This window comes from Streptomyces sp. NBC_01320 (assembly GCF_035974375.1).
In the GTDB taxonomy this organism is placed as follows: domain Bacteria; phylum Actinomycetota; class Actinomycetes; order Streptomycetales; family Streptomycetaceae; genus Streptomyces; species Streptomyces yanii.
The window spans coordinates 11,296,108-11,322,043 of the sequence record NZ_CP108390.1 but is presented as its reverse complement, the minus strand read 5'-3'; the positions used below and the strand labels follow the sequence as shown (position 1 = coordinate 11,322,043).

Below are 25,936 nucleotides of genomic sequence, written 5' to 3'. Positions count from 1 at the left end.
CCTACATGGAGTCGCTTGTCGATCCACTCCGACGCAACGGTCAACCCTGCTGCTGGCACACTGCGTTGATCCGGAGCGCGGCCGCGCTCCGCCCCGGCGAGGCATCACGCAAAAGCGTCGCGGGACATCACACTGCATACGAAAACCTGTATCCTGAATGGACCGCCGCGCGGTCCGCCCGGGGGAAACGGCCGGCACAGCCACCGACTCGGTGAGCTCGGGGGCGGAACAGGAGAACCATGCGCCAAGGCCTGACTGCTGGCTCCGCTCGACGCGTCGCCCGCCCGACGCCGCTGCGCCAGGCGGTGTCCGATGCCCTGGCAGAGCTGATCATCTGCGGCACCCTCAAATCGGGCCAGCACCTGGTCGAATCCGACCTCGCCGAGCAGTTGGGGGTGAGCAGGCAGCCCGTGCGCGAGGCGCTGCAGCGCCTGCACACGGACGGCTGGGTCGACCTCAGGCCCGCCCAGGGGGCGTTCGTGCACACCCCCACGCAGGAGGAGGCAACCCAACTCCTCGACGTCCGTACGGTGCTGGAGACCTACTCCGCACAACTTGCGGCGCAGCACGCCAAGCCCGAGCACATCGAGCGCCTGTGGCAGCTCCAGCAGGAGGGCGTGGACGCACTGGCGGAGAGTACGACCGACCGCCTGGTCGCAGCGAACACGGCCCTGCACACCTACATCACATCCGTGGGCGGCAACGACGTGCTCGCCGAGCTGATCACACAGGTGGGGCGCAAGGTCCGCTGGTACTACACCCCGATCGCCAACTCCCGTTCCAAGGGCTCCTGGAACGAGCACGCCCGCCTCATCGAGGCCATCGCGAAGGGAGACCCGGAGCGGGCCGGCGAGATCATGCGCAAGCACACCGAGCGCACCCGCACCTACCGCAAAGCCATCGCGGAGGAGGCCGCGAACGCCTGACCGTCGCCGGTGCGCGCGGCTCCGGAAGCGGATCGCGCCAGCGCGCCCAGCGAGGGGTGCACCGCGTCGGCCCCGACGACGGCGCACAGTTCGAGCAACCATGGCAGCACGGCGCCGAGCAGAATCTCGAAACCCTCGCCGTCCGCTCCCAGCACCGCCTCGACCGGGACGCGCACCGGGTCGGCGACCACCGTGGACGTGGCGCTGGCAAGCGGCACCCCGGTGGCGCGCGCCGGAACGAACAGGCCTGGAGCGTGGGCCGGCACGCCCCAGAGCGTCAGGCCACCGTCCGAGGCGACAGGTGGCGACGACCAGACATAACTGTCCGCCTCACCTGCGGCGACCACATCACGCTTGCGTGCCCGCAGCGCCACCACGCCTCCCGTACGCCGCGCGGTCGAGCGCACCGCTCCCCCGGCGCCGTCCTCCACCACCGCGAGGGTGCACAGGTGGCGGCCGGCCGCCACCTCACCCCGCAGCCACCGGCCGCCGGACGCCTCGACCACCGCGGCCGCCGCGTAGTGGGACTGGAGCACGGCGGCCATGGCCGGACACACGGGCAGGACCTGGGCGACCACCTCGGCCGCTCGCGCCAAGTCGGCTCCGCGACCTGCCGGCTCGGCCGAGCAGGTCAGCCCGAGGAGCCCGGCACGGCCGAGGGCCGTGACCGCCGCGCGCGGGAACTTCCCTTCCTGGCGTGCCAGTTCGCCGACCGGAACGATGACGCGGTCCAGGACGTCATGCAGTGCGCTGGGATACGACACGGGGCGCCCCCTCAGGTGCGATGTCCAATCCGCCCCGGGCGGGCGGTCCCGATGACCTCGGCCGCGGATCGCGGATCACCGAGGCACTGTTTGCATTGCATACAGTATGCCATTGCCGTCCGCGGCGCCATGTGTCGGACGGCCACGACCACCCAACTCCCCTTCGTAAGCCGTGAAGTCGCGGGGATGCGGGGACGCTCAGTCGAGGTCCGAGATCTCCCTCAGCAGCCCCGACGCCACATCGAAGACAAAGCCCCTCACGTCGTCGGTGTGCGGCAGGAACGGCGACGTATGCACCCGCCGCATCGACTGCCGTACGTCCTGGTCGACGTCCCGGAACGACTCCACTGCCCAGGCCGGCCGCTGGCCGACCTCCCGCTCCAGCTCGTACCGGAACTCCTCGGTCAGCGACTGCAGGCCGCACCCCGTGTGGTGGATGAGGACGACGCTTCGGGTGTTCAGGGCGCGCTGACTGATGGTGAGGGAGCGGATGGTGTCGTCGGTGACCACTCCACCGGCATTGCGGATGGTGTGACAGTCCCCCAGCTCGAGGCCGAGCGCGGCGTGCAGGTCGATTCGTGCGTCCATGCAGGCCACGACCGCCACTCCTAGGACGGGACGGGCATCCATTCCGGGGTCGCGAAACGCGTCGGCGTAGGCGCGGTTGGCCCGCACCAGGAAGTCGATGGCCGATACCTGGCCAGGGGAACCGGTGGACGGGCATGCACCGGAAGGTGTCGATGTCAACATGCTCGGTCGCCTCTCAGGGTCGATGCTCGGACAGAACGGAGCCGGGCAGAACGGTGTCGCCCCGGCGAACCGGGGCGACAGAAGGGAGATCGGAAGTGGTCGTCAGGAGTGTGGGCCGCCCGGTGCGGGGGCGCCGCGCGGGGACACCCCGGCTCCGCCCCGCGCTCGGCGGGTCCGAACCCTCACCTCCTGCTCAGAGCGCCTCCTTCGCGACCACGCCTGTGGCCGTGGGGACGACCTCCTGCTTCGGTCGGCCCGGCGCTCGCAGGAACACGGCGAGCACCGCGGAGGCGAGACCGATGCTGCCTGCCAGGGCGAAGGCGCCGCCGTAGCCCCAGGCACCGACCACGAGGGCGCCGACCCCGGAGCCGACCAGGCCGGAGATCAGCTTCGAGCTGTAGACCATTCCGTAGTTGGAGGCGTTGTTGTTCTCACCGAAGTAGTCCGCGGTCATCGCCGCGAACAGCGGGAAGATGGCGCCGCCACCGAAGCCGGAGACCATCGAGCAGAACAGGAAGAACGGCATCGAGCCGATGTCCCCGGAGAAGAAGACCCCGAACTGCGCGGATCCCAGGACCAGACAGACGATGATCAGCGTGTTGCGGCGTCCGTACCGGTCGGAGATCCAGCCGATGACACCGCGGCCGGTCCCGTTCACGATCGCCTTGAGTGACATGGCCGTGGCCACGATGCCGCCGGCGAACCCCATCTCCTTGCCGAACGGCACCTGCATGGCGATACCGAAGATGTTGATCCCCGCCGTGCAGAGCAGGCAGAACCACATCATCCACAGCACCGGGGTCCGGGCCGCCTCACGCGGGGTGTACTGCTTGACCGCCGGCGGGTTCTTGGCCAGCGAACGCACGATCCGCGGGTCGTCCGAGACCTTCAGCGGGTCGACGTGCGGCGGCCACCAGTTCTTCGGCGGGTCCTTGAAGAACCAGCCGGCGACCGCGACGGCCGCACAGCAGATGACCCCGACGGAGACGAGCACACCCTGGTAGTTGGAGAGATCCATGTACGAGGTGAAGAGGAACACGAACGGCACCGAGCCATAGGCGAAACCGCCGTTGACCATGCCGGTCTTGCCGCCCTTGCGCTCCGGGTACCACTTGCCGACCATGTTCACGCAGGTCGCGTAGACGAGTCCGGCGCCGATACCGCTGAACATGCCGAAGCCGAAGTAGGCGACGATGACATGAGGCGCGTACGCCAGCGAGAGGTAGCCGAGCAGGGTGCCCAGCGCTCCCAGCAGCATCGCGCTCCTGGCCGGCAGCCTCCCGCTCTCACGGAGCTGCCCGGCCGGGAAGGCGACGGCGGCCTGGAAGAAGATCCAGACCCCCATCAGCCAGAAGATGTGGCCACTGGCCCACAAGTGCGCGTCGTGCAGCGTCTCCTCGGCCGAGGTGAACGCGTACTCCGACGAGCTGATGCCCAACATGCCGATCCACGGGAAGAGCACCATGGTCCAGCGCGGTCTCCCCATGATGTCCCGGTCGGTCTCACCGAGCCGGTAGGTGCGGCCGTTGCGGTCCGTCACCTCCCTGTACGTAACGTGTGACTGAATGTCAGTTGTCGTCATACCGCTTCCCCTTCGTCGCAGAACCCTGGTCAGCGCCCCCTGCCCGGTTCTCATGTGCCGTCAGGACCACCCGCCCGCGCACCGCCCCACGGCCGGCTGGGTTCCCTGCACCCTGGGCCGGCCCGGAGCGCGCGTGCGCTCACGAGTCCTGACTTGGTGTCACCACATGTGCAACCCCCTCCACGACGACGGGAACAGTGATCCACTCCACATGCGAGGACTTTGCATACGATATGGAGTAGACCGTATTCTGTAGAGGGGTGGCCGCTCTGTCTAGGGGCCGCACTCCGTCTTTCTCGCCCGGATGTCACGCGAAGGTGCGCGTACGCCGCGTCGGACCGATCTCCTTTGGGCGTCGGGATGTTGCTCAGGTCAGCAACGCTGCCCGGCGACACCGGCGCAGAGGGCTCCGGGCGGCACGCGGCCGTCGACCCGCGCGGCATCGGACGGCCGAAGAGCCGGAACCCGCGAGCCCGGCGTTCCACCCCGTCGTGCCACACGTCCCGAGGACGACACGCCGGCCGTTATGGAGAAGCGGGCCGCCAGACGGGAGCGCCGCAGGGCCTGTTCAGGCACGTCGCTTGGCCGGGGCCGCTCGGACGAAGATGCCCCACCAGAAGGCCTTGGCCTCCCGTCGCGCAGAGACCGGATCACATCCACGGAGTCGAGTCCGCGCGGGCTCGGCGGCGTGAAGCCGATCTCCGTGCCGAGCGCGTCAAGAGGGGCCGAAGCACCCTATGGCGCGGCCTCTCTCCGCACGTTGCTGTGGACGCGCACAGGGCGCATCCCGCCCCTGAGCCTGCCGATGTCGCATTGCCGTGCAACCCAAGGAAGTTGACGACCTCGCGGATGGTGGGCACCACATGCTCGTGCGATCGCGCGACAGGTCGTCAACGGCGCTCACGGTGACGCTCATGGCTTTGCGTTGCCGTTCCACTGTGCCGTTGCGACGTGGGACGACGCAGGGTGGGCGGACCGGACGGTGCCAGGGGGCGCCTGAGAACACACCGTCCGGCCTCGCACCCGCGCCGTGGCAGCGGACGGCGTCCGCCGCCACGGGCACGATGAGGGCCGACGCCTCAGCCTGAGGTCATACGGGCGGTACGGACGGCGCAGTGCGGACACCCGTGGATCCGAGACACGACACGGTGCACAGCGCGCGACCGACGCCGACCGGCGTGCCCATGGCGGCGGCCGTCGCGACAGCACGTACGCACGAACACGCCGTCGGCCGGGTCGAGCGGCATCAGATCACCCCGCCGGTCCGCAACAGATCCAACTCCTGGTCGCTGAGACCGAGTTCCCCGACAAAGACCTCTTCATTGTGCTCGCCGAGCAGCGGCGAGCTGGAGATGTCGACGGGGGAATCGGAGAGCTTGAGCGGCGATCCGACGGTGACGAACGAGCCGCGCTGCGGGTGCGGCACCTCGACGACCATCTCGTTGGCGACAAGCGAGGCATCCTCGACGATCTCCTTGGTGGAGAGGATCGGGCCGCACGGAATGTTGTGGGCGTTGAGTTTCTGCAGGACGTCCCACTTGGGGAGCGTCGAGGTCCACTCCTCGATCAGTTGGAACATCTTGCCGAGTTTCGGGAGTCGCGCCTCCGGGGTCGCCCACTCGGGGTCTTCGGCCAGCTCCGGCCGCCCGATCAGCTCGCTCAGCGGCTGCCAGCCGACCGGCTGCACGATCACGTACACGTAGTCGTTGGGCCCGCCGGGAGCACACCTCACGGCCCATCCGGGCTGCCCGCCGCCGGAGGCGTTCCCGGAGCGCGGCACCTCGTCCCCGAAGTCCTCGTTCGGATACTCGACCAACGGGCCGTGCGCGAGCCGCTGTTGATCCCGCAATTTCACCCGGCAAAGATTGAGCACGGCGTGCTGCATGGCCACGTTGACGCGCTGCCCATGCCCTGTGTTCTCCCGCTGGAAGAGGGCAGCCAGGATGCCGGCGACGGCGTGGATACCGGTCCCCGAGTCGCCGATCTGCGCGCCGGTGGCGAGCGGCGGCCCGCCCTCGAACCCGGTGGTCGCCATCGAACCGCCCATGGCCTGCGCGACGACCTCGTACGCCTTGAAGTTGGTGTACGGACCCTCGCCGAAGCCCTTGATGGACGCATAGACGATCTTCGGGTTGATCTCCTGAATGCGCTCCCAGGTGAACCCCATCCGGTCGACGGCGCCCGGCCCGAAGTTCTCGACCATCACATCGGAGCGCCGGATCAACTCGGTCAGCAGCTCCTTGCCACGCTCCGTCTTGGTGTTGAGAGTGATGCTCCGCTTGTTGCAGTTGAGCATCGTGAAGTACAGGGAGTCGACGTCCGGGAGGTCGCGCAGCTGCTTGCGCGTGATGTCGCCGGTCGGCGCCTCCACCTTGATGACGTCCGCGCCGAGCCACGCGAGAAGTTGGGTAGCCGAGGGCCCGGATTGCACGTGCGTCATGTCCAGAATTCGGATGCCTTCCAGTGCCTTTGCCATGGCCGTCCTCACCTCGCTGATGGGTCGTGTCGTCGGGTTCGGGCTGAGAGGAACACGGTCGTGTGGGGGCCCGGCTCCCACACGCACACCCTGCGCGACGACGGCAGTCATCACGCCACAACCCCCACACTGTAGATTGCATACCGTATGGAGTCGCCATCATCGTGGCCGCAACGGGCGTCGTTGTCCAGAGGCCGTACAGGGATCCGCGCGAAACCGTCGAACCGCACCGGAGTCTCCCGGTGAATGCACTGTTCGCCTACCTCACCACCCAGTTCACCCGGTCCAGCCTGGCCGTGGTACGACGACCGAGCCCCGAACCCACTTCGCCTCCCCGGCCGGCAGCGATCTGTCGTCGCTGCTCTGGGGTCCGGCACACGATGAACCCACCGCCCTGGTTGCCCCTCTTCCACGGAGGCCGGCGGCGTGGGGCTCACCCGAGCAACTCGCCCCCCGCGCCGCCGCCTTGCCTCCCGCAGCGTTCTCGCCGCGAGTGCCGGATACTGGCTCATCGGCCGCGGCGCGGCCACACCCTCCGACTGCACCCTGGACTTCAACTCCCTTTTCCGGGGGCAAGCGAGCCGTACATTTACATCGGGCTTTCATGGGGTAGCGCAGTTATTGCCTCCGCATACGTGGCGAAGGTTGCAAAAAAATTTGGGTTGATCTGCTCTGATCCTCAAATCGGGACACTTCGATCACGCCGGCTTCGATTCGTCTTCGGGGACTCGCCATTCCACAGGTGAGGTCTCGGGCGCCCTTCCGGGTTTCCCTGCGGTGCGGGTAACCGTTGGATCGCATGAAGTGTTGACGTGGGATATCTCCCACAAGGAGTGTTGATAGCGTCAGAAAAATGAAGCCCCGTCAGTTACGTCTTGGCGGAGCTTCTGGTTGGCCATCAAAGTCACCGACCCCATCACGAAGATCACCGGGACCACATACGACAGCCTCGGACGCGACACCCAGGCCTGGCTGCCCAACCGGCTGCGTGCCCTCGGCGCCGCACTACACCATCTACCACCCTCTGCTGGGCGCCCGGGAAACCCAGCCCCCGCCCGGCGGCCGCCTCGTCAATCCGACCCAGTACGACACCCGCGGCCTGGTCAGCCTCTCCCTGTCCGACATCTGGGACACGAGCGGCGCACCGTCCGGCGCCCCGGCAATCGTCGAGGGCGGCCAGGCCCACTGTAGGTGGACACCGGATACAGGGGACGCAAGCTCGCGAAGCCCAAGGCGGCAGGCCTTATGCATTCACAATGAAATCCTGCTCCCAGGGGGTTCGAATAACCGCCCCGCGTCCGGGAATGCGGCGTGCCCAAGCCTGCTCGCGGGCGCCACGGAGGCATCGTGTGTCGCATGTCTCAGACAAAATATCCCCATTTGACACACATACGTTCAACACTTATCCGAGTACGAGCAAATCGACGATGTCAGGGAGTCCTCACTCGTCATGCAGACCCTCATACACGCATGGGACGAGATCTACTCGTCCTGGCGCCAATTGCACTGGTACGGGGTGGCCGTCGGCTCTCTCCTGGGTATCAAGTTGCTCCTGTCCATCCGCCGGCGCCGCGGTCCCGGGCTCACGTTCAGGAAAACGACCCATCAGCTTGCCATTCACGGGGTCGTCACGGTGTACAACGAATCCCCGGCGATGCTGAGGCGCTGCCTGGAATCGATCCTCGCGCAGACCCTGCCGCCTCAGTCTTTGACGGTCATCGACGACTGCTCCGCCGACCAGTCCGCCGCCGCCCTCATCGGGGCGATGCGCCCGCAGTTCGACCGGGCCGGAATCCGTCTCGGCTTCATCCGGTTCCCCGACAACCGCGGCAAGCGCCACGGACTCGCCGCAGGCTTCCGGCAGGACCCGCTCGCGGACGCGTACCTGTGCATCGACTCCGACACGGTGCTCGACGAGAATGCCGTCGCCGAACTCGCCGAACCCTTCGGGGAGCGCCGTGTCCACTGCGTCACCGGGTTGGTCCTCGCCCACAACCGCGCCACCAACCTCCTCACGCGCCTTATCGACATGCGGTACGTCAACGCCTTCCTTGGCGAACGGGTCGCCTACTCCCGTCTCGGTTCCGTCCTGTGCGCCTGCGGCTCCCTCGCGATGTACCGGGGGTGGGTCATCCGCAAGTATCTCGACGACTTCCTCGACCAGCGGTTCCTCGGGCGCCCCGCGACCTTCGGTGACGACCGGCGCCTCACGTACTACTGCCTCACCGAGGGCAAGTCCCTCATCCAGCCGTGCGCTGTCGGGTACACCGACGTCCCGGAACGTCTCGGGCACTACATCCGCCAGCAAATCCGCTGGGGCAAGTCCTTCATCCGCGAGGGGTTCCTGCTCTTCGCCAAGTTCCGGTTGCGCCGTATGTACTGGTGGCTCAATCTGATCGAGCTCGTCACCTGGGTTGCCTTCACCGCGGGCATGCTCACGGCCCTCGTGGCCATCGCGCTGCATCCGACCGGTTGGGCCCTGCTCGCCAGCTACATCGGCTACATGTGTGTCATGTCGTGGGTGCGCTCCATCCACTACCTGCGCGGCGCCGCCATGGTCGGGCTCGTCGACCGCGTGCTGACGTTCCTCGCCGCTCCGCTGTACGCGCTGCTCAACATCACGCTGCTGCTGCCGCTGCGCCTGTGGTCCCTGGCAACCCTGCGCCGCACCAAATGGGGCACCCGCACCAAGATCGAGGTCGGCGCGGACATCGAAGCTCCCGAGGGCCGCGGCGGCGCTCCGACCGCGTCCCCCGCAATCCCCCACCAGGCTTGGGACGGCACCACAAACCCGCGGAGGGGTCCCGCGTACAGCCCGGACGACGGGGTCGCACGGCCGGCCTTCGATTTTCCCGGCCCCCAGACGCAGGTCGTCCAGTAGGCGCCGCCGGGTTCGGCGTCGGGGCGGTCCGAAGGTCGGCCCATGCGGGATCCGACGCAGCCTGCGACCCGCTGCGGCGGTGCGCCCGAGAGTACCGCCGCTTCCCTTCCTGAGCGTTCAGTCGGGCGCGCTCACGGAGGAAGGCGTCGGCCTCCGCCTCCGCCACCGTCACCCGCGCCGGTCCCGGTACCGCCCCTCCACCCGCACTGGGAGCTTTTGTGGCCACTGCCCGCCCTACCATCCGCCCTGTCCGTCCTGATGACCGCGGGCCTCGACGTCGTGCGTGGACCGTGTTCAAGACGTTGCTCCTGGTGATCGCCGTGGCCGCCGGTGGCCTCGCGCTCTATCCCGAGTGGCGTGCCGCGCATCAAGCGCCCCCGCAGCTCACCGTCCGGTACAAGGCCGGGAGCCCGGCCACGGCCGCGGTGGCCCAGCCATGGCTGGAAGTTGTCAACACCTCCAAAAAGAGGGTGCTCCTGTCAGACGTGGCGATTCGCTACTACTTCACCGGAGACGGGGCTTCCTCGTACGCGTTCAACTGCGTCCAGGCCACTGTCGGCTGCTCGAACATCGCCGGGGAGACCGTCGCGCTGGCCGATCCCACCACCACCGCCGACCGCTACCTCCAGATCAGCTTCACGACGGGCGCGGGTAGCCTGGCACCCGGTGCCAAGAGCGGAGCCATCGGACTGCAGCTGTACCGCCCCGACGGCAGGAAGCCGGACCAGCTGGACGACCGTTCGTTCAATGCCGCTGACACCACCTTTCAGGCGTCGAGGACGGTGACCGCATACCTGCGCGGTGCGCATGTCTGGGGGGACGAACCCGCCGGCCGCGCAGCTGCGGCCGCACGGGGCTCGTCCGTCCCCCGCCCGAGGCCTGCCCACCCGCGCGGGATCGTGTTCGACGACTTCCACTACAGCGGCGCCGACGATCCCGCGCTCCACGCGCACGGATGGCTGGTCCGTACCAGCCCGGGCGGTCCGGGGATCCACGACACATGGTCGGCCGCAGGCGTCAGTTTCCCGGTCGAGAAGACCGCTGTGGGCGGCCAGGTCCTGCAACTGCGGGCCAGCACCGACGGGACAAAGGCGAGCACCAGGCAGGCCGAGGTACAGAGCAGCGGCACCGACTTCCTGACGGGAACCTACGCCGCCCGCATCTACTTCAACGACAAGCCCACGAGTGGGCGCAACGGCGACCACGTCAACGAGTCCTTCTACACGATCTCGCCCAACAACTCTCGCTACAGCGAACTCGACAACGAGTACATGCCGAACGGGGGCTGGGGTGCGCCGGGTCCCAAACTCGACACCACGAGCTGGTACAGCGCCGACGCCGGGGACCGGGTCACACACAAACTGGTCTCCAGTCTTCAGGGCTGGCACACCATGGTGATCACGGCCGTGCACGGCGTGGCCACCTACTCGGTGGACGGCCACAAGCTGTTCAGCAGCGGCGGCAAATACTTCCCACGCCAGAGCATGTCCATCAACTTCAACACCTGGTTCGTGGACCTCCCCTTCACGGGTCCGCGCGCCTGGGACATGCGGGTCAACTGGTTCTACTACAACGCCGACAGGGCCCAGTCCCCGGCGGATGTGCAGAAGGCTGTGAACGACCTCTACGACAGCGGCACCCATTACGTCAACACTGTCCCCAAGCACTGAGCTTGTGGCATTGCGCGACTGTCGGGTTACTCCGAGGTCCTGTGCCATCCGGGAACCGGCTCGGCCCGCGAGCGCAAGACCGACCGCGGCCGGCTCCGAGCGCAGTCGCTCGATCCACCGACTGTGCCGCCGCGTCAGCCCCGGTGGCTTCGTGACACCGCCCTCGCCCTGGTCTGCCCGCGGCATCGTTTGCCCGCCCGGCGTCCTCCTGCTCGACGAGCCACTTCCCAACCTCGACGCGAAGATGCGCGACCAGGCCCGCATGTGCCTCAAGGACCTCCAGCGCGACGTCGGTATCACCACGGTCTACGTCACCCACGACCAGATCGAGGCCATGTCCCTGTCGGACCGCATCGCCGTCTTCATGCACGGTCGCCTCCAGCAGGTCGGCACCCCCACCGAGATCTACGAGACCCCGGCCACCGCGGAGGTGGCGGAGTTCATAGGCCGCTGCAACCTCCTGGACGGCCGCATAGACGAGGCTCCTGCCGAGGGCAGGACCGTCCGGGTCGAACTCGGCTCGACCGGCCACTACTTGAAGGCGGTGCGGGCGGACGGGGTCAGGGAGGGCCTGGGCGCGACTGCCGGCCCGCGCTCCGAACGCATCACCCTCACCGACCGCGCGGACGTGGCAAATGACCACGTCAACGTCCTCCGAGCGAAGATCGAACAGTGCTCCTACACCGGCGCCCCTTCGATTACCACCCGACCATCGGCGGCCTCGACATTCATGCCGAGTGCCCGGTCCGGCACACGGGCCAGGAGATCAACCTGCTGATCCGCCCCGAGGACTGCCTCCTCTACCCGACGGCAGCCTGACCCGAAGCTGCCCCGCCCCAGGGGCCGGTTCCCGGGGCGGGGCAAGCAAGGCCAGTCACCTGTCCAGCTAATGCCGTGACCGGCAATGCTCGAGCCATGGACCTCCGTCGAGTGCGTGGAGATCCCGCCACGGGCGAGTCTCTTCGAGGACAACCGAGGACGAATGCCGGGTGGCACGGAGTGCATGCCTTGCCCACCTCCACTACCCCGCTGCCGCATCTCACTTTCTGTCACCCATTTATGACTGTGCGCATGCGATCACCCCAGGATTTGAAGAGCAAGCGCAAAATTGACGTATGCGCGGATTTCGAATCCGACCCCGTTCTTCCCCGGACGCTCGGTTCATGGGCAGTGTCGCCAGCAGCCGGCGAAGGGGGCCGTCTTCGGTGCTGAGTGTCCGTAGCGTCGTCGGCCAGATGTTCGTACTGCAAGTGGTGGTCGTGGTACTGCTTGCCGTCGGGGCCGTCGTGATGCTCGCGCTGACGTCCCAGCGCGAGAGCACCCGCGCGGCCGGCAATCAATCGCTCGCTGTCGCGCAGGGCTTTGCCAGCTCTCCGGGGCTCGTGGGAGCCCTGAGGTCACCCCACCCCACCGCAGTACTGCAGCCGCGGGTCGAGGAGGCCCGGAAGGGCTCCGACGTGGACTTCCTGGGCGTTCTGAACCGGGACGGAATCTACTACGCCCTCTCCTCCCGTGTGGGTCACCCCGGCAGCCACACTGCTACGGACATGGCTCCTTTGTTGGCCGGCCAAACCGTACGGGAGGAAGGTGTTGGCTCTCTCGGCCCTCAAATCCGGGCCTATGTCCCCATCAAGGAACCGACTGGGTCGGTAGTCGGCGCGGTCGGAGCCGGGATTACGGTTGAGCACGTCAGCGCCATGGTCACAGCGCAGTTGGTAGCCGTGGTGGGCGCTGCGGCCGGCGCGGTGGCCGTCACCACGGGCGGAGCTGCGGTGCTCAGTCGACGGTTGCTGCGCCAGACCCGCGGCCTCGGCCCGGCCGAGATCACGCGCATGTACGAGCACAACGACGCGGTACTGCACTCGGTGCGGGAGGGCGTGCTGATCATCAGTGGCGACGGGCAGCTGCTGCTGGCCAACGACGAGGCACGACGACTGCTCGACCTGCCCGCGGACGCGGAACGCCGCCATGTCACGGCTCTCGGCCTGGAGCTGCCCCTGGCCGAATTGTTGATCTCCGGGCGAGGGGCGACCGATGAGGTGCATCTGGCGGGCGACCGTCTGCTGGCGGTGAATGTGCGGCCGACCGCCCCCTACGGAGGGGTTGCCGGGAGCGCGGTAACGCTACGAGACACCACCGAGCTGCGGGCGCTTGCAGGCCGGGCGGAGGCGGCCCGGGAGCGTTTGAAACTGCTCTACGACGCGGGGGTGCGGATAGGCACCACACTGGATGTGGCGCGCACCGCCCAGGAGCTCGCCGAGGTGGCGGTCCCGCGCTTCGCCGACGTCGTCACCGTCGAGCTGCTGGAGCCGGTTCTGCGGGGCGACGAGCCCCCCGAGGGGAGCACCGCAATGCGGCGCGCGGCCGTCAGCGGCGTCCGGCAGGACTCGCCGTTCAACCCGGTGGGTGAGCTCATCACACTCACGCTCATCGCTCCGACGGCGCCGGACATGGCGAGCGGCCAGGCGGTCCTCGAGGTCGACTTGCGTACGGCGTACAGCTGGCAGTCCCAGCATCCCGAGCGGGCCCGGCAGATCCTGGACTACGGCGTCCACTCGCTGATCAGCGTGCCGCTGCGGGCCCGCGGCGTGGTCCTGGGGCTGGCCGACTTCTGGCGCGCCGAGACCCTCGAGGCCTTCGAGGAGGAGGATCGGTCCTTTGCCGAGGAACTGGCCGCCCGGGCGGCGGTGGCCATCGACAATGCCCGTCGCTACACCCACGAGCGCACCATGGCCGTCGCCCTGCAGCGCAGCCTGCTGCCGCGAGGGCTGCCGGAAGTGAGTGCCCTGGAGGTCTCCCACTGCTATCTGCCCGCGCAGGCGGGGGTGGGCGGGGATTGGTTCGACGTCATCCCGCTGCCTGGCGCCCGGGTGGCCCTGGTCGTCGGCGACGTCGTCGGTCACGGGGTGCACGCGGTGGCCACCATGGGCCGCCTACGCACCGCCGTGCACAACTTCTCCGCCTTGGACATGGCCCCTGACGAGCTGCTGGCCCACCTGGATGAGCTGGTCGCCCGCATCGATGCCGACGAGGCCGCCGAGGAGGAGGGACAGCAGATCACCGGCGCCACCTGTCTGTACGCGATCTACGACCCGGTCTCGGGTGTGTGCACCCTCGCGCGCGCCGGCCACCTCGGCCCCGCCCTGGTCCAGCCCGACGGCACTGTCACCTTCCCCGACACCCCCGTCTCGCCGCCCCTCGGCCTCGGTGGCACGCTCCCGTTCGAAACCGCCGCACTGCGGCTGCCCGAGGGCAGCCGGCTGGCCCTGTTCACCGACGGGCTGGTCGAGGACCACAACCGCGATCTCGACACCAGCCTGGACCTCCTGCAGGACACCCTGTCCCACCGCGACCGCACCCCGGAACAGACCTGCCAGGCAGTCATCGACGCCCTGCTGCCCGAACGCCCCCGCGACGACGTCGTCCTGCTCATCGCCCGCACCCGGCTGCTGAACCCCGACCAAGTCGCTGACTGGGACATACCCTCGGATCCAAAGGCCGTCTCCCGCGTCCGCGCCGGCGTCACCCATCGGCTGGAAACCTGGGGCCTGGACCAGCTGACCTTCACCGCCGAACTGATCGTCAGCGAGCTGGTCACCAACGCCATCCGGTACGGCGTACAGCCCATACGGCTGCGCCTGTTGTACGACAGCAGCAATCTGATCTGCGAGGTCGCCGACGACTCCAGCACCTCGCCGCATCTGCGTCGAGCGGCGGCCACCGACGAGGGCGGCCGGGGGCTGTTCCTGATCGCCCAGTTCGCTCGGCGCTGGGGCACCCGGTACACCGCCCACGGCAAGATCATCTGGGCGGAGCAGACCTTGCACGACGGAGCCGTAGAACCCGGCACCGACCTGGCCGACCTCTTCCTTGGCCAATGCGACGAATGAGGAGGCCCAGTCGCACGGGCGGCAGCGGTCGCCTCGTGAAGCGGCCCATCGCAACAGCGCCCGCCCGCGTCCTGCTTCGTTGCGGCCTGGCTCCGCACGTCGAACGGACGGTCCCTCCCCCAGTGCCATCCGAAGAGAGCCACCGGCTACCCGTCACCCAACAGCGGAGATTTACGGGCAGACGGGTGTGGACCACCCACAAATTTGGGCTGTGTCCTATGTGGTGCGCCGGACGAGTCACTTGTAGCCAGCAGAGTGGGGCGGCGAGGCCGAGAAAGGCGAGGTAGTTGCAGTGGTGGCATCCGTAGCGGTGGTTGAGTCCGCGGTATTCGGTCAGCCAGGACGTCAGGTCGGCCGCGCGGTGAGGTACCTGCCGTGGCAGGTCCTGTTCCGCGCGCCTCCCGCCGAACCGGACAAACGGTTTCCTGGTCGTCCGGCTCTCCAGTGACTACTGGGTGAGGGGTCCGGCAGGCCGTTCTGAGTGGATTCCGTCGTAGCAGGCGTTTCGCAGGCCACCAGCGTTTTGCGACGCTCCCTCTACGGATAGTCCACCCGGACCGGCTCGCGGTCGGCGATTCCCGCTGTCCGCTGCCGTTGGAGTGGGATCCCACCGAACCGTGCCACCAGTGACTCGCGGCAGTGGGCACCAGTCCCGGTGAGGGGTGGCTGCAGGGCGGACTGTAGGGAAAAACGCAAGGCGCGGCCAAAGCCTGCCTGACTCACCACCCACTCACCAGACCTGAAACGCTAGGACGCAGCCTCACCGCCCAGCGTCTGTTCGCCCTGGACGACGGGGTCTGCAACTGGCCTCCGCGCGCCACGGACGGCAGGCGCAAACCAACGGTGCGGGCGAACCGGCAGAGCTCCGGTGGCAGGGGGCCGTCTCCACACCTCACCACGAAAATGAACGAGCGCCAGTTGGTCCGGGATCGAGGCCACTCAACATCGGGGACGGAAAAGACATTCCGCATTCGCCCACCTCTCCACCAGATCACCGATTGGTTCGGACCAGGACAATGAGTCAGTCCAGGGCTGCGAGGTGTCCGGTCGCGCCGCCGCGCCACTCGATGAGGAAAAGGGTCGCGTCGTCACTGGCACGCCAGCTGCGTTCGTCCTTCAGAGTGTGGGAGAGTCGGCGCACCGCCGCCCACGCTCCCTCCGTGACCTGACCCATCCGGTCCACGCAGCGGATGAGCCGTTCCTCACCGAACGGCGCACCGCCCTCGTCGCGTTCCTCGATGACACCGTCGGTGTAGCACAGCAGCCGGTCACCGTGCCTGAGATCGTGTCCCGCGTGATGGTGTAGCCGATCAAGGTGTGGGAGTGCGCGGTCGTCTGCCCGGGGCGCACTCCTGATTCGGATGGCCGCTCCCTGAACAAGGAGCGGACCATAGTGCAACTCTCCCAGCCAGAAAGCCAGTTCAAGCGGATGGGTTGCGCTGGCCCTGTCTCCGTCTGACCTGATACTCCTGCTGGAATCACAAGGCTCGGCCGACGGAATCGAGCTCGTCCGCAGTGTGGCCGAGCGGATGCTGCGGGAACTGATCAAGGCCGAGGCGAGGAGTGCAGGTGTCGACTGACCGGCAGTCCATGGGCCTTGAGGCACACACGGCTCGCACGCAAGGCGGGCCGTGCTTCATCTGCTCGTTACTGGCCGGGCATCCGGACCACCCACACGAGACGGTCTTTGAGGACCAGGACCACGTGGCGTTCCTCGATCGGTGGCGCACCGTCCGGGGGAAGGTGCTTGTCGCACCGAAGGCGCACATCGAGCACGTCGTCCGTGACCTGGACGAAGCGGCCTACCTCCGACTCATGCGCGTCGTCCGCGAGGTCGCCTCGGCCGTCGAGAGTGTCTACGGACCCGAGCGGACGTGCCTGTACTCCCTCGGGAGCCAGCAGGGCAACACACACCTCCACTGGCACATCGCCGCTCCGCCACCCGGCGTTCCCTATGAACAACAGCAGTTCCACGCCCTGATGACCGAGAACGGGGTCCCGTCCATGCCGCCAAGGAGACGGCTGACATGGCCGCGCGACTCCGTGCCGCTGTTGCCGCCAGGGACTTCCATCGTCCGCCGGAGGAGCCCCGTACGAGCTGACCCCGCTGGTCCGCCAACCTGTGGAACAGGTCATTCAAGCGACTTGTCCGCCAGGATGCGTTCCACGGAGCGTCGACCCAGCTGGCTCATGGTCGGGTTACTTTCGATGTAGTACCAGACCAAACCCATCGCTTGGACGAAGGCCCAGGCCTTGCCTCGCTCCCATTCAAGGTCGTCGCACCCCAAATGGTCGCGGAGTACCTGCCGCGGCCCAGTCTCAAGCAGATGCCACACACTCACAAGATCCAGAGAGGGGTCAGCCGGCCCGAAGCCACCAACGTCGAGAATCCCCGCGAGTCGACCGGCGGACACGAGCACGTTGCCCGGAATCAGATCGCCATGGGTCATGACGTCATCAGCCCTGCCTCGCGGCAGTTCACGCAGAGTCACCCAGACACGGCGCAACTGCGCCACATCCAGGAGTTGCTCACTGTGCCTGAAGCAGGTCTCCATCCACGCATCATGGGTTTGTAGCTCGCCTCCTCGGCCCGGACCAGCAAACGTGCGGCCCCGTGTGTCGATCGCGCGCAGGTCACCGATGAGATCGGCCAAGTCGTGGGCAAACGCCACTGATTCGCCCGGGTCCTCGTCATCAGCGACGGTTTCAGGCAGCCACGTCTGCACCGACCACGGAAGCGGGTAGCCCGCCCCTGGTTCACCCAGCGCGACCGGCTCGGGTGTAGGAAAACGCGTACGACCGGCCAGCTCACGAGCCGCTTCGGCTTCCGACTCCAGCCGATGTCGCGTCGACTCCACGTCGGCGGCCTCAAGAGGGAATCGAGCTGCGAACCGATCACCGATACGGAAGATGGCGTTGACCGTCCCCAGCACAGCAGTGGTCCTGACTGACAGGCTCCGCCACTCAGGAAACTGCTGATCCACCAGCGCTCGCACCGTCTCAGGTGCCACCGCCAGTTGGTTTTCATGCATCTTCACACTGGCAGCGTCCGCGGCACGGTCTTCAGCTGCGACTCGTTTTCCGTTGCGCACCGAGATCGCGCCCCTCCTCGTGGTGTACCCGATCAACTGACGGTCGTGTTCGTGATGTGAGTTCGGGGTAGAGCGCGTCCATGCTGCCTTCGGGGGGAGCGGCGGGGGAAGGCGATCCACTCGTCGTGCATCTCGACGAGCACGGCGCTCACCAGTCTCTCCAGCGCGGGCGGATTGGGGAAGACCTGGACGCCGTCGGTCCGGCGTTTGATCTCCCGGTTGATCCGCTCCAGAGGGTTGGTGGACTGGATCTCAACAAGATCACCGGCGGTCAAGTCGGCATCGTCATCGTCGCCGGCGCGGTTCAGCTCTTCGCGGACCGGCGCCGTGAGCGCTGTACGCAGCACCCGGTGCGCTTCCTTCGCGGTCGCGGCCGTCTGTGCGCTCTGCACCCGGGTGATGAACCGGCGCACGTCGGCGACGCTCAGCGACTCCAGTCGCTTGGTGCCCAGCATGGGGACCAGGTAGAGCCGCACGTGCGCCTCGTACTGGTCGTAGGTGCTGAGCTTGCGGCGCGGCTCGATGTAGTGCTCCAGCCAGTCACCGGGCGCAAGGCGCTGGAGCAGCGGCTGAAGTGCGTCGGGGTCGCATCAGCACTCTCATCTCCCGGCGGCGGCCGTCGCCCCCCTCGCCCCTCGTGCCGCATTCCGTGGCAGCCGCGTCGCACAGGGCGGACAGTGGAACCAGGGGCATCAGGGAGGCGAGCTGATCATGGACCGTTACCCGCCCATTGCCGACCACGGCCTCGTCGGCGACCTGCAGACCGCTGCTCTGGTGTCGTCCCAGGGGGTCGTCGACTGGTTCACGGCTCCCCGGTTCGACTCGCCCAGTGTCTTCGCTGCCCTGCTCGACCACGACCGGGGTGGCTACTTCCTGTTCGCGCCTGAAAGCCGGGCCACCACCTGCAAGCAGCTCTACTACCCCGACACCGCGGTCCTGGTTACGCGGTTCATGTCGCCGGACGGGGTCGGCGAGGTTTTCGACTACATGCCACCGGATCGCGCCGGCACCCCCACTGACAGGCATGTACTGATGCGCGGCGTGCGGGCGGTGCGCGGAACGGTGCACTTCACTTTGGAGTGCCGTCCGCGCTTCGACTACGGCCGGGCCACCCACGATCTCGACATGCAGGACGGTACCGCCACGTTCCGGGCACCGAACGTCACCGCCTATCTGCAAAGCACCTTCCCCCTGCACCAGGACGGCACGGACGTGCGGGGTGCGGTGACCTTGAGGGCGGGTGAGGTGGCTGCGGCGGTGTTCACCGTCTGCGGGCCCGATGGTGACCCACCGCCGCCGGTCACTCCGGACCGGGCGATGGAACGGTTCTGGGACACGGTGGACTTCTGGCAGCGCTGGGTGCGCTCCTCGCAGTACCGCGGCCGGTGGCCGGGTGTGGTGCACCGCTCGGCTATCACGCTCAAGCTGCTCACCTATGCGCCCACAGGTGCGCCCGTCGCCGCCGCGACCATGGGTCTGCCCGAGCAGATTGGGGGTGAACGCAACTGGGACTACCGCTACACCTGGGTCCGCGACGGCTCCCTGTCCGTGCGTGCCCTGCTCGACCTGGGGTTCGCCGAGGAGGCGGCGCAGTTCACACGCTGGATGGGGGACCGCCTCCAGGCCCGGGAGGGCGTCGGTGGCGAGCCGCTGCAGATCATGTACCGCGTCGACGGAGACCCCGAGGTGCCGGAAGAGATTCTCTCACACTTCGAGGGCTATCGGGGTTCGTATCCGGTGCGGCTGGGGAACGCAGCGGCCGATCAGCTGCAGCTGGACATCTACGGGGAGGCGCTCTACGCCTTGTCGGAGGGGCGCCAGGTCACCATGGGAGGCAGCTACCACGGCTGGAAGAACGTCGCGCGCACGCTGGACTGGCTCGCCGATTCCTGGGACCGCCCCGACGAGGGCATCTGGGAGACCCGTGGCGGGCGCCAGGACTACACCTTCAGCCGGGTGATGACGTGGGTGGCCTTCGACCGGGGGCTGCGCCTGGCGAGGGAGCACAGCCGTCCGGCCGACGCTCCTCGGTGGACCGCGGCTCGCGACGCCATCCTCGAACAGGTGATGGAGCGGGGCTGGAACGAGAAGGAGCAGGCCCTCGTCCAACACTACGGAAGCGATGTCCTCGACGCTTCACTGCTGCTCGTCCCGCGCGTCGGGTTCCTGGCGCCCAGGACGGTGAGCTGGCTGTCGACCTTGGACGCGATGGAACGCACGCTGGTGTCGGACAGCCTCGTCTACCGCTACGACCCCGCGGCCTCCCCGGACGGTCTGCGGGGCTCCGAAGGCACCTTCAGCCTCTGCACCTTCCTCTACGTGGACGCTCTTGCCCGTGCCGGACGGATTCGTCCGGCACGCTACGCCTTCGAGAAGATGCAGACCTATGCCAACCACGTCGGCCTGTTCGCCGAGGAGATCGGCCCCAGTGGCGAGCAGTTGGGCAACTTCCCGCAGGCTTTCACGCATCTGTCCCTGATCATGGCCGCCACCACCCTGGACGACGCCCTCGACCAGCAGCGCGACTGAGAACCACCCTCAGCCGCCGGTGGCGAAACCAGGGAAGAGGGTCATGCCGCCGTCAACGTAGAGAGTCGTACCCACCACGTAGTCCATGAGGTCCGAGGCAAGCCCGACGACCGCGCGGGCGATGTCCTCCGGATCACCGACGCGCCCGTAAGGAATCAGCTCCAATAGGTCCTTCTCGGCATCGGAAGTGTCCCAGGCGCTGCGATTGATGGGCGTCCTGATGGCTCCCGGAGCGATTGCGTTGACCCTGACCTTATGGGGCGCGAGCTCCTGGGCGAGCGTCGCCATCATCATCTGCACGCCGCCCTTGGAGGCCGCGTAGTTGACGTGGCCGGCCCAAGGGATGAGTTGGTGCACCGAGCTCATGCAGATGATCTTCCCGGCCGCGCGCGACACCTCGGGGACGACCCCCCTTCTCAAGAACTCCTTCGTCGCCTCCCGCGCGCACAGGAACTGGCCGGTGAGGTTGACGTCCAGCACCTTCTGCCACTGGGCCGTCGTCATCTCGGTGAACGGAGCGTCGCGCTGCAGCCCGGCGTTGGCCACGAGGATGTCGATGGTCCCGAACTCCTGCACCATCCGATCGATCATCGCGACGACCTGGTCCTCCTGGGACACATCGGCCTCATACGCCATCGCGCGCACCCCGAACCCGGAAATCTCCTCGACCACCTGCTCGGCCTCCTCGCGCCCGGCGACGTAGTTCACGACCACGTCGGCTCCGGCACGCCCCAGACCGATGGCCGTCGACTTGCCGATGCCCGAGTTCGCGCCAGTGACGAGTGCCTTCTGGCCCTTCAGCAGATGCGCGGGGATGACGCCCTGAAGGGCTCCCTGAGTCACGCTCACGCCGGTTCTCCTCCTCGACTGGCTGACCCTCACGACCTCATGTGTGTCCGGTCGGCTCCTGTCGACACCGAACCATTCCAAAGCCCAGGCCACACGCCGGGCGCGGGCAGATTGCGCCGATCGGTCGAACACGACCGGGCCTTGAGGACATGTGGCTCCGGCGCGGATCGGCAGGGCCGCCCTTCCCCCGGGTGCGGGCGATGTGTGCGCAGGATAGGCTGTTTGACAGAAGATCAGGATCTCTGGGCGGTTCAACCCGCCGGTCGCTTTGTACGCGATAACCAATTCTTTCTGCGGCGACCCGACGAGCGCGGTGCACCTCCTCGCGTCCGCGGAGCTGGGCAACGGCTACATCCCTTCTCTCTCGCCGTCTCGCTTGCGCGCCGAGTGGCGCCGGCTTCCGGGCCCGCAGCTTGCCCGTGTGGAGGTCGGGATGAGGATTGTCGTTGATCTTTCCCGATGTGAAGGGTATTCGCAGTGCGCGTTCCTGGCTCCGGAGGCGTTCCGGATGCACGGGGAGGAAGCGCTGATGTACGACCCGAACCCCGACGACGCCCGGCGCGACCAGGTACTGCGCGCCGCGGCGGCCTGCCCGGTCCGAGCAATTCTGGTCGACCAGCTTGAGGGACGGGACGCACCTGCGGAGGCGTCGCCGTCATGACCAGCGCCGACAATCTGCAAGCGTTCAAGCGCGATGGCCGCATCGTGGTTGTCGGGGCGTCGCTGGCGGGACTGCGGGCCGCAGAGGCGCTGCGCGGCGAGGGTTTCACCGGATCGCTGACCATGATTGGCGACGAGCTGGGCGAGCCCTACGACCGGCCTCCCCTGTCCAAGCAGGTACTGACCGGGTGGGTGCCGGCCGAAAGCACCAAGCTGCCGCGCCGTCGTGACATCGATGCGGAGTGGCTGCTGGGCGTGCCTGCCAGCGGGCTGGACCTGGGGACCAATCACGTGCGTCTCGCCGACGGACGCGATGTCCCCTTCGACCGGGTGTTGATCTCTACCGGGGTCCGGGCCCGGCCTTGGTTCGTCGAGAGCGAGGCGGCTCTGGACGGGGTTTTTGTCGTGCGTACGCGCGAACACGCCGAGGACCTGCAGCGAGCCCTCGCCGCCGGGCCCTCCCGCGTCCTGGTCATAGGTGCGGGATTCACCGGCTCCGAGATCGCCTCGATCTGCCGCGAACGGGACATCCCGGTGACCGTCGCCGAACTCGCGCCGGCCCCGCTGGTCGGGGCCCTCGGCGCCATGATCGGCGAGGTCGCGGCGGGCATGCAGCGCGCACACGGTGTCGACCTGCGCTGCGGTGTCAAGGTGACCCAGCTGGAGGGCGACGCGCAGGGGCGGCTTCGCCGTGCTCACTTCGACGACGGCACCACGATCGACGCCGACGTGGCGGTGGTGGCACTCGGTGGCATCCGCAACACCGAGTGGCTGCAAGGCTCAGGACTGGCGGCGGGTGTCTGGGGAATCGCCTGCGACACAGGCTGCCGCGCCCTCGACCTCAACGGCCTGGTCACCGACGATGTCTTCGTCGCCGGAGACGTGGCACGCTGCCCGAACCCGATCTACGAGTACCGGCTCATCTCGCTGGAGCACTGGGCCAACGCCGTGGAGCAGGCCGAGGTCGCGGCGCACAACATGGTCAGCGGCCAGGCGGACCGCTGGCCCCACCTGTCCATCCCGCTGTTCTGGTCGATCCAGTTCGGCGTCAACATCAAGTCCGTCGGCGTGCCGACCTTCGCCGACGAGGTGGTCGTCACACAGGGATCGGTGCCCGACCACCGCTTCGTCGCCGCATACGGCTATCGGGGCCGTGTCACCGCGGCGGTGAGCTTCAACAACGCGAAGTGGCTGGACCACTACCGGAGGCTCATCGAGACGGCCGCACCCTTCCCGCCTCCCTGTCCCACGCCCGACCAGCCCGCCGACATGAAACCGGTGCCCGTCGACTTCCCGGGCCCCGTCCTGCTCGCCCAGGGCGCCACTGTGGTCGTCACCGGCCACGACCCGAGTGAGCGACGCGTCACGGCCGCGCACCAGCACCGATAGGAGGGAAAGCGAGATGACCACGACCGAGACGCCCGACATGCTGCGCCGGATCCTCGACTACTCCTCCCGCGCCGATCCGTATCCGATGTACGCCGAGCTGCGCAAGACGCCGGTGGCGCTGCAGGAGGACGGCAGCTACGTCGTCAGCACCTATCGCGAGATCACGGACATCCTGCACGACCCGCACCTGAGCTCGGACACTCGCAATCTCTCGCATCCGACGGCCGGAGCCGAGGAGCAGACCACACCGGCGTTCATCAACCTCGACCCGCCCGAGCACGACCGCCTGCGGCGTATGGCGATGCGCCATTTCGGCCCCCCGCACTCCCCGGGGCTGGTGACCGGCATGGAACCCGCCCTGACCACCACCGTCAGCGGCCTGATCGACGACTTCGCGGGCAAGGAGCAGATCGACGTCGTCGACGACTTCGCCTACCCGTTCCCCGTCACCGTGATCTGCCACCTGCTCGGCGTGCCACGCGAGGACGAACCGAGGTTTCGCCTCTGGGTGGACGACATCATCAACGCGATCGACTACAACCCCAAGACCGACCCCAAGGAAAAGCTGGACAAGGGCGTGCAGGCCCGTGAAGAGCTTCGCCAGTACCTCGGCGGGCTGCTGGAGCAACGCCACGGCCGGCCGGGCGACGACCTCTTGTCACGGCTGGCCAACGACGACGGGCCCGACGGGCGGATGACCGACGAGGAAATCGTCAGCACCGCCAATCTGCTGCTGATCGCCGGCCACGAGACCACCGTCAATCTCATCACCAACGGCATGCTGACGCTGCTGCGCCACCCGCAGGTGCTCCAGCGCCTGCGCGACGAACCGGACCTGGTCGTGCCGCTGGTCGAGGAACTGCTGCGCTACGAGCCGCCCGTGCACATCATTCCCTGGCGGGCGGCGTACAGCGACATCACTGTCGCCGACACCGTGATCCCCAAGGGCTCGCAGATCATGCTGATGCTGGCCTCGGGCAACCGCGATCCGGACCGCTTCCACGATCCCGACCGCTTCGACCCCGATCGGCGTGACAACCAGCACCTCGGCTTCGGCAGCGGCGTTCACCTGTGCTTCGGCGGCCCGCTGGCTCGAAGGGAAACCCAAATCGCACTGACCGAGCTGGTACGCCGCCTCGACCGGCCCAGGCTGGTCGCCGACCCACCACCATACCGGCGCAGCCCCGTTCTGCGCGGGCCTATCCATCTGCACATCGAGCAGGGCGACGGTTACTGAAATTCCGGGCGTGATGTCGCGCGGCCGTATGGGCCCTGAACTGCGGGTCTGTCCGAACCTTCGGCGACACCACGCAGAGATCGTCACTAGTGCTGGTGCTCTCGCGCTTGGCGGTCAGGATGGCTGGACTTGGTCGAAGAGGGCGAGGGCTTCAGCGGGGTCCGGGCTCACGAGGCGTTCCAGGCCGGCCATCGTGATCTTCGCCCACCTGCCCGCCCGTGCCCACATCTGTTCCTCGAAGGCGCGGACGGCCTCGTCCAGATCTCCAGGGCCGGTGGCGATGGACTCGGCAAGTTCGGCGCCTTCCAGCATCGCGAGGTTCGCGCCCGCCCCCAATGGGGGCATCAGATGGGCGGCGTCGCCCAGTAGCGTCACCCCGAAGACGTGGGTCCAGGTGTGGGACACGGGCAGGACGTAGAGGGGGCGGTGGACGAAAGCGGTGCCGTGGCGGAGGAGGTCGAGGACGGGAGCGGCCCAGCCGTCGAACAGAGCCAGCAGGCTCGATCGCACGGCCTCGACGTCGGCCAGGTCCAGGTTCGTGTGCCAGTCCAGCGGCGCGCGGAACTGGGCGTACACCTTGACGTGGCCGCCGCTGTTGCGCTGGGCGACGAGAGCTCGGTTCACGCCGTACACAGCCACGGAACCGTCGCCGATCAACCGGGCGAGGTCAGGGTGGCGGGTGTCGACGTCGTCCAGGGAGGTCTCGACCAAGGTGACGCCGGTGTAGTCCGGCGTCACCGACGAGACTGCCGGGCGGATCCGGGACCAGGCGCCGTCCGCGCCGACTACGAGGTCGAACGTCTCCTGTCGCCCGTCCGCGAAATGGACCAGTACGCCATCCCGGGTCCCCGGCACCACCTGCGTCACGCCCCGCCCCCATCGGACGTCGAGAGGACCGAGCAGCAGGTCACGGAGTTGCCCGCGGTCGATCTCGGGATTCGCCCGGTCATCTGGACGGGGTCGCCAGTCGCGCAGGACGGTCCCGTCCGCGTCCAGGATGCGCATGGCCTGCCCCTCGGGACGGGACAGCGCCTGGAACTCCGCCAGCAGCCCCGCCTTGTCCAGCGCGAGCTGACCCAGCCCTTCGTGCAGGTCCAGCGTGCCGCCCGGGGGGCGGGCGTCGGGGGCGGGATCGCGTTCGAGGATTGCGACGGGGTAATCATGGCGGTGCAGGACGCGGGCGAACGTAAGGCCGGCAGGGCCGCTCCCGACCACGGCGATGCGGCGTCTCATGCCGATAC

The 25,936-nt window shown here is 67.9% G+C and carries 18 protein-coding genes and 2 pseudogenes; 10 read left to right on the top strand and 10 right to left on the bottom strand.

Going from position 1 to position 25,936, the window contains the following annotated elements; translation table 11 throughout:
* Positions 1–239: 239 nt before the first annotated feature.
* Positions 240–926 carry a GntR family transcriptional regulator gene (locus OG395_RS52175; RefSeq protein WP_327249136.1) on the top strand — a complete coding sequence of 229 codons (687 nt, stop codon included), beginning with the start codon at positions 240–242 and terminating at the stop codon, positions 924–926.
* On the opposite strand, the gene OG395_RS52170 is transcribed toward OG395_RS52175, so the two are convergent.
* From OG395_RS52170 to frc, 4 genes are all read right to left on the bottom strand, one after another.
* Positions 887–1,690 (bottom strand): acyl-CoA dehydrogenase family protein, encoded by an 804-nt coding sequence (locus OG395_RS52170; protein WP_327249135.1) that lies wholly within the window; start codon positions 1,688–1,690, stop codon positions 887–889. The two genes, OG395_RS52175 and OG395_RS52170, sit on opposite strands and share 40 nt — an antisense overlap.
* 198 nt (positions 1,691–1,888) lie before the next feature.
* A complete protein-coding gene (locus OG395_RS52165) occupies positions 1,889–2,440 on the bottom strand; it encodes a beta-class carbonic anhydrase (RefSeq protein ID WP_327249134.1) in 552 nt (183 codons plus the stop codon).
* A 193-nt stretch (positions 2,441–2,633) separates the two neighbouring features.
* Positions 2,634–4,022, bottom strand: coding sequence for an OFA family MFS transporter (locus OG395_RS52160; RefSeq protein WP_327249133.1), 1,389 nt, complete (start codon positions 4,020–4,022; stop codon positions 2,634–2,636).
* 1,246 nt (positions 4,023–5,268) lie between these two features.
* A complete protein-coding gene (gene frc, locus OG395_RS52155; protein ID WP_327249132.1) occupies positions 5,269–6,498 on the bottom strand; it encodes a formyl-CoA transferase in 1,230 nt (409 codons plus the stop codon).
* Between the two features lie 1,450 nt (positions 6,499–7,948).
* Between frc and OG395_RS52150 the strand changes: the two genes are divergently transcribed.
* From OG395_RS52150 to OG395_RS52135, 4 genes are all read left to right on the top strand, one after another.
* Positions 7,949–9,379: a glycosyltransferase gene (locus tag OG395_RS52150; RefSeq protein ID WP_327249131.1), complete on the top strand. Its 1,431-nt coding sequence runs from the start codon at positions 7,949–7,951 to the stop codon at positions 9,377–9,379.
* 290 nt (positions 9,380–9,669) lie between these two features.
* Entirely contained in the window at positions 9,670–11,049 is a 1,380-nt protein-coding gene (locus tag OG395_RS52145; protein ID WP_327249130.1) for a cellulose binding domain-containing protein, read from the top strand.
* A 151-nt stretch (positions 11,050–11,200) separates the two neighbouring features.
* A complete protein-coding gene (locus OG395_RS52140; RefSeq protein WP_376344300.1) occupies positions 11,201–11,827 on the top strand; it encodes an ABC transporter ATP-binding protein in 627 nt (208 codons plus the stop codon).
* A gap of 385 nt (positions 11,828–12,212) precedes the next feature.
* On the top strand, positions 12,213–14,939 hold the full coding sequence (locus OG395_RS52135) for a SpoIIE family protein phosphatase (protein WP_327249129.1): 2,727 nt from the start codon (positions 12,213–12,215) through the stop codon (positions 14,937–14,939).
* Between the two features lie 250 nt (positions 14,940–15,189).
* Here OG395_RS52135 and OG395_RS52130 read toward each other — a convergent pair.
* Both OG395_RS52130 and OG395_RS52125 read right to left on the bottom strand, forming a co-directional pair.
* Positions 15,190–15,282 (bottom strand): annotated as a pseudogene (locus OG395_RS52130) (IS5/IS1182 family transposase); the annotation flags it as partial.
* A gap of 678 nt (positions 15,283–15,960) precedes the next feature.
* Entirely contained in the window at positions 15,961–16,545 is a 585-nt protein-coding gene (locus OG395_RS52125; RefSeq protein ID WP_327249128.1) for a SpoIIE family protein phosphatase, read from the bottom strand.
* Between OG395_RS52125 and OG395_RS52120 the strand changes: the two genes are divergently transcribed.
* Positions 16,530–17,153 (top strand): HIT family protein, encoded by a 624-nt coding sequence (locus OG395_RS52120; protein ID WP_327249729.1) that lies wholly within the window; start codon positions 16,530–16,532, stop codon positions 17,151–17,153. The genes OG395_RS52125 and OG395_RS52120 overlap by 16 nt on opposite strands.
* Here the strand turns inward: OG395_RS52120 and OG395_RS52115 are convergent.
* On the bottom strand, positions 17,072–17,977 hold the full coding sequence (locus tag OG395_RS52115) for an aminoglycoside phosphotransferase family protein (RefSeq protein WP_327249127.1): 906 nt from the start codon (positions 17,975–17,977) through the stop codon (positions 17,072–17,074). The genes OG395_RS52120 and OG395_RS52115 overlap by 82 nt on opposite strands.
* 25 nt (positions 17,978–18,002) lie before the next feature.
* Positions 18,003–18,570, bottom strand: a pseudogene (locus OG395_RS58855) (transposase); the annotation flags it as partial.
* A 172-nt stretch (positions 18,571–18,742) separates the two neighbouring features.
* Between OG395_RS58855 and OG395_RS52100 the strand changes: the two are divergent.
* A complete protein-coding gene (locus OG395_RS52100; RefSeq protein WP_327249126.1) occupies positions 18,743–20,560 on the top strand; it encodes a glycoside hydrolase family 15 protein in 1,818 nt (605 codons plus the stop codon).
* 9 nt (positions 20,561–20,569) lie between these two features.
* On the opposite strand, the gene OG395_RS52095 is transcribed toward OG395_RS52100, so the two are convergent.
* A complete protein-coding gene (locus tag OG395_RS52095) occupies positions 20,570–21,409 on the bottom strand; it encodes an SDR family oxidoreductase (protein ID WP_327249125.1) in 840 nt (279 codons plus the stop codon).
* Positions 21,410–21,842: 433 nt separating this feature from the next.
* Between OG395_RS52095 and OG395_RS52090 the strand changes: the two genes are divergently transcribed.
* From OG395_RS52090 to OG395_RS52080, 3 genes are read left to right on the top strand one after another with little or no spacing between them, the layout of a single operon-like run.
* Complete coding sequence (locus OG395_RS52090) at positions 21,843–22,070, top strand: ferredoxin (protein WP_327249124.1); 228 nt, start codon at positions 21,843–21,845, stop codon at positions 22,068–22,070.
* Positions 22,067–23,458, top strand: coding sequence for an NAD(P)/FAD-dependent oxidoreductase (locus OG395_RS52085; RefSeq protein WP_327249123.1), 1,392 nt, complete (start codon positions 22,067–22,069; stop codon positions 23,456–23,458). The genes OG395_RS52090 and OG395_RS52085 overlap by 4 nt, the downstream gene beginning before the upstream one ends.
* 13 nt (positions 23,459–23,471) lie before the next feature.
* Complete coding sequence (locus tag OG395_RS52080) at positions 23,472–24,695, top strand: cytochrome P450 (RefSeq protein ID WP_327249122.1); 1,224 nt, start codon at positions 23,472–23,474, stop codon at positions 24,693–24,695.
* A gap of 114 nt (positions 24,696–24,809) precedes the next feature.
* Here OG395_RS52080 and OG395_RS52075 read toward each other — a convergent pair whose 3' ends face one another.
* Positions 24,810–25,928: an FAD-dependent oxidoreductase gene (locus OG395_RS52075; protein WP_327249121.1), complete on the bottom strand. Its 1,119-nt coding sequence runs from the start codon at positions 25,926–25,928 to the stop codon at positions 24,810–24,812.
* Positions 25,929–25,936 lie beyond the last annotated feature (8 nt).

Bases quoted from the DNA above. Each gene is read 5' to 3' on its own strand.
- OG395_RS52135 (WP_327249129.1), top strand. From the start codon at position 12,213: ATGGGCAGTGTCGCCAGCAGCCGGCGAAGGGGGCCGTCTTCGGTGCTG.
- OG395_RS52175 (WP_327249136.1), top strand. From the start codon at position 240: ATGCGCCAAGGCCTGACTGCTGGCTCCGCTCGACGCGTCGCCCGCCCG.
- OG395_RS52160 (WP_327249133.1), bottom strand. From the start codon at position 4,022: ATGACGACAACTGACATTCAGTCACACGTTACGTACAGGGAGGTGACG.
- OG395_RS52085 (WP_327249123.1), top strand. From the start codon at position 22,067: ATGACCAGCGCCGACAATCTGCAAGCGTTCAAGCGCGATGGCCGCATC.
- OG395_RS52075 (WP_327249121.1), bottom strand. From the start codon at position 25,928: ATGAGACGCCGCATCGCCGTGGTCGGGAGCGGCCCTGCCGGCCTTACG.
- OG395_RS52120 (WP_327249729.1), top strand. From the start codon at position 16,530: ATGGGCCTTGAGGCACACACGGCTCGCACGCAAGGCGGGCCGTGCTTC.
- OG395_RS52150 (WP_327249131.1), top strand. From the start codon at position 7,949: ATGCAGACCCTCATACACGCATGGGACGAGATCTACTCGTCCTGGCGC.
- OG395_RS52100 (WP_327249126.1), top strand. From the start codon at position 18,743: ATGGACCGTTACCCGCCCATTGCCGACCACGGCCTCGTCGGCGACCTG.
- OG395_RS52080 (WP_327249122.1), top strand. From the start codon at position 23,472: ATGACCACGACCGAGACGCCCGACATGCTGCGCCGGATCCTCGACTAC.
- OG395_RS52090 (WP_327249124.1), top strand. From the start codon at position 21,843: ATGAGGATTGTCGTTGATCTTTCCCGATGTGAAGGGTATTCGCAGTGC.
- frc (WP_327249132.1), bottom strand. From the start codon at position 6,498: ATGGCAAAGGCACTGGAAGGCATCCGAATTCTGGACATGACGCACGTG.
- OG395_RS52165 (WP_327249134.1), bottom strand. From the start codon at position 2,440: ATGTTGACATCGACACCTTCCGGTGCATGCCCGTCCACCGGTTCCCCT.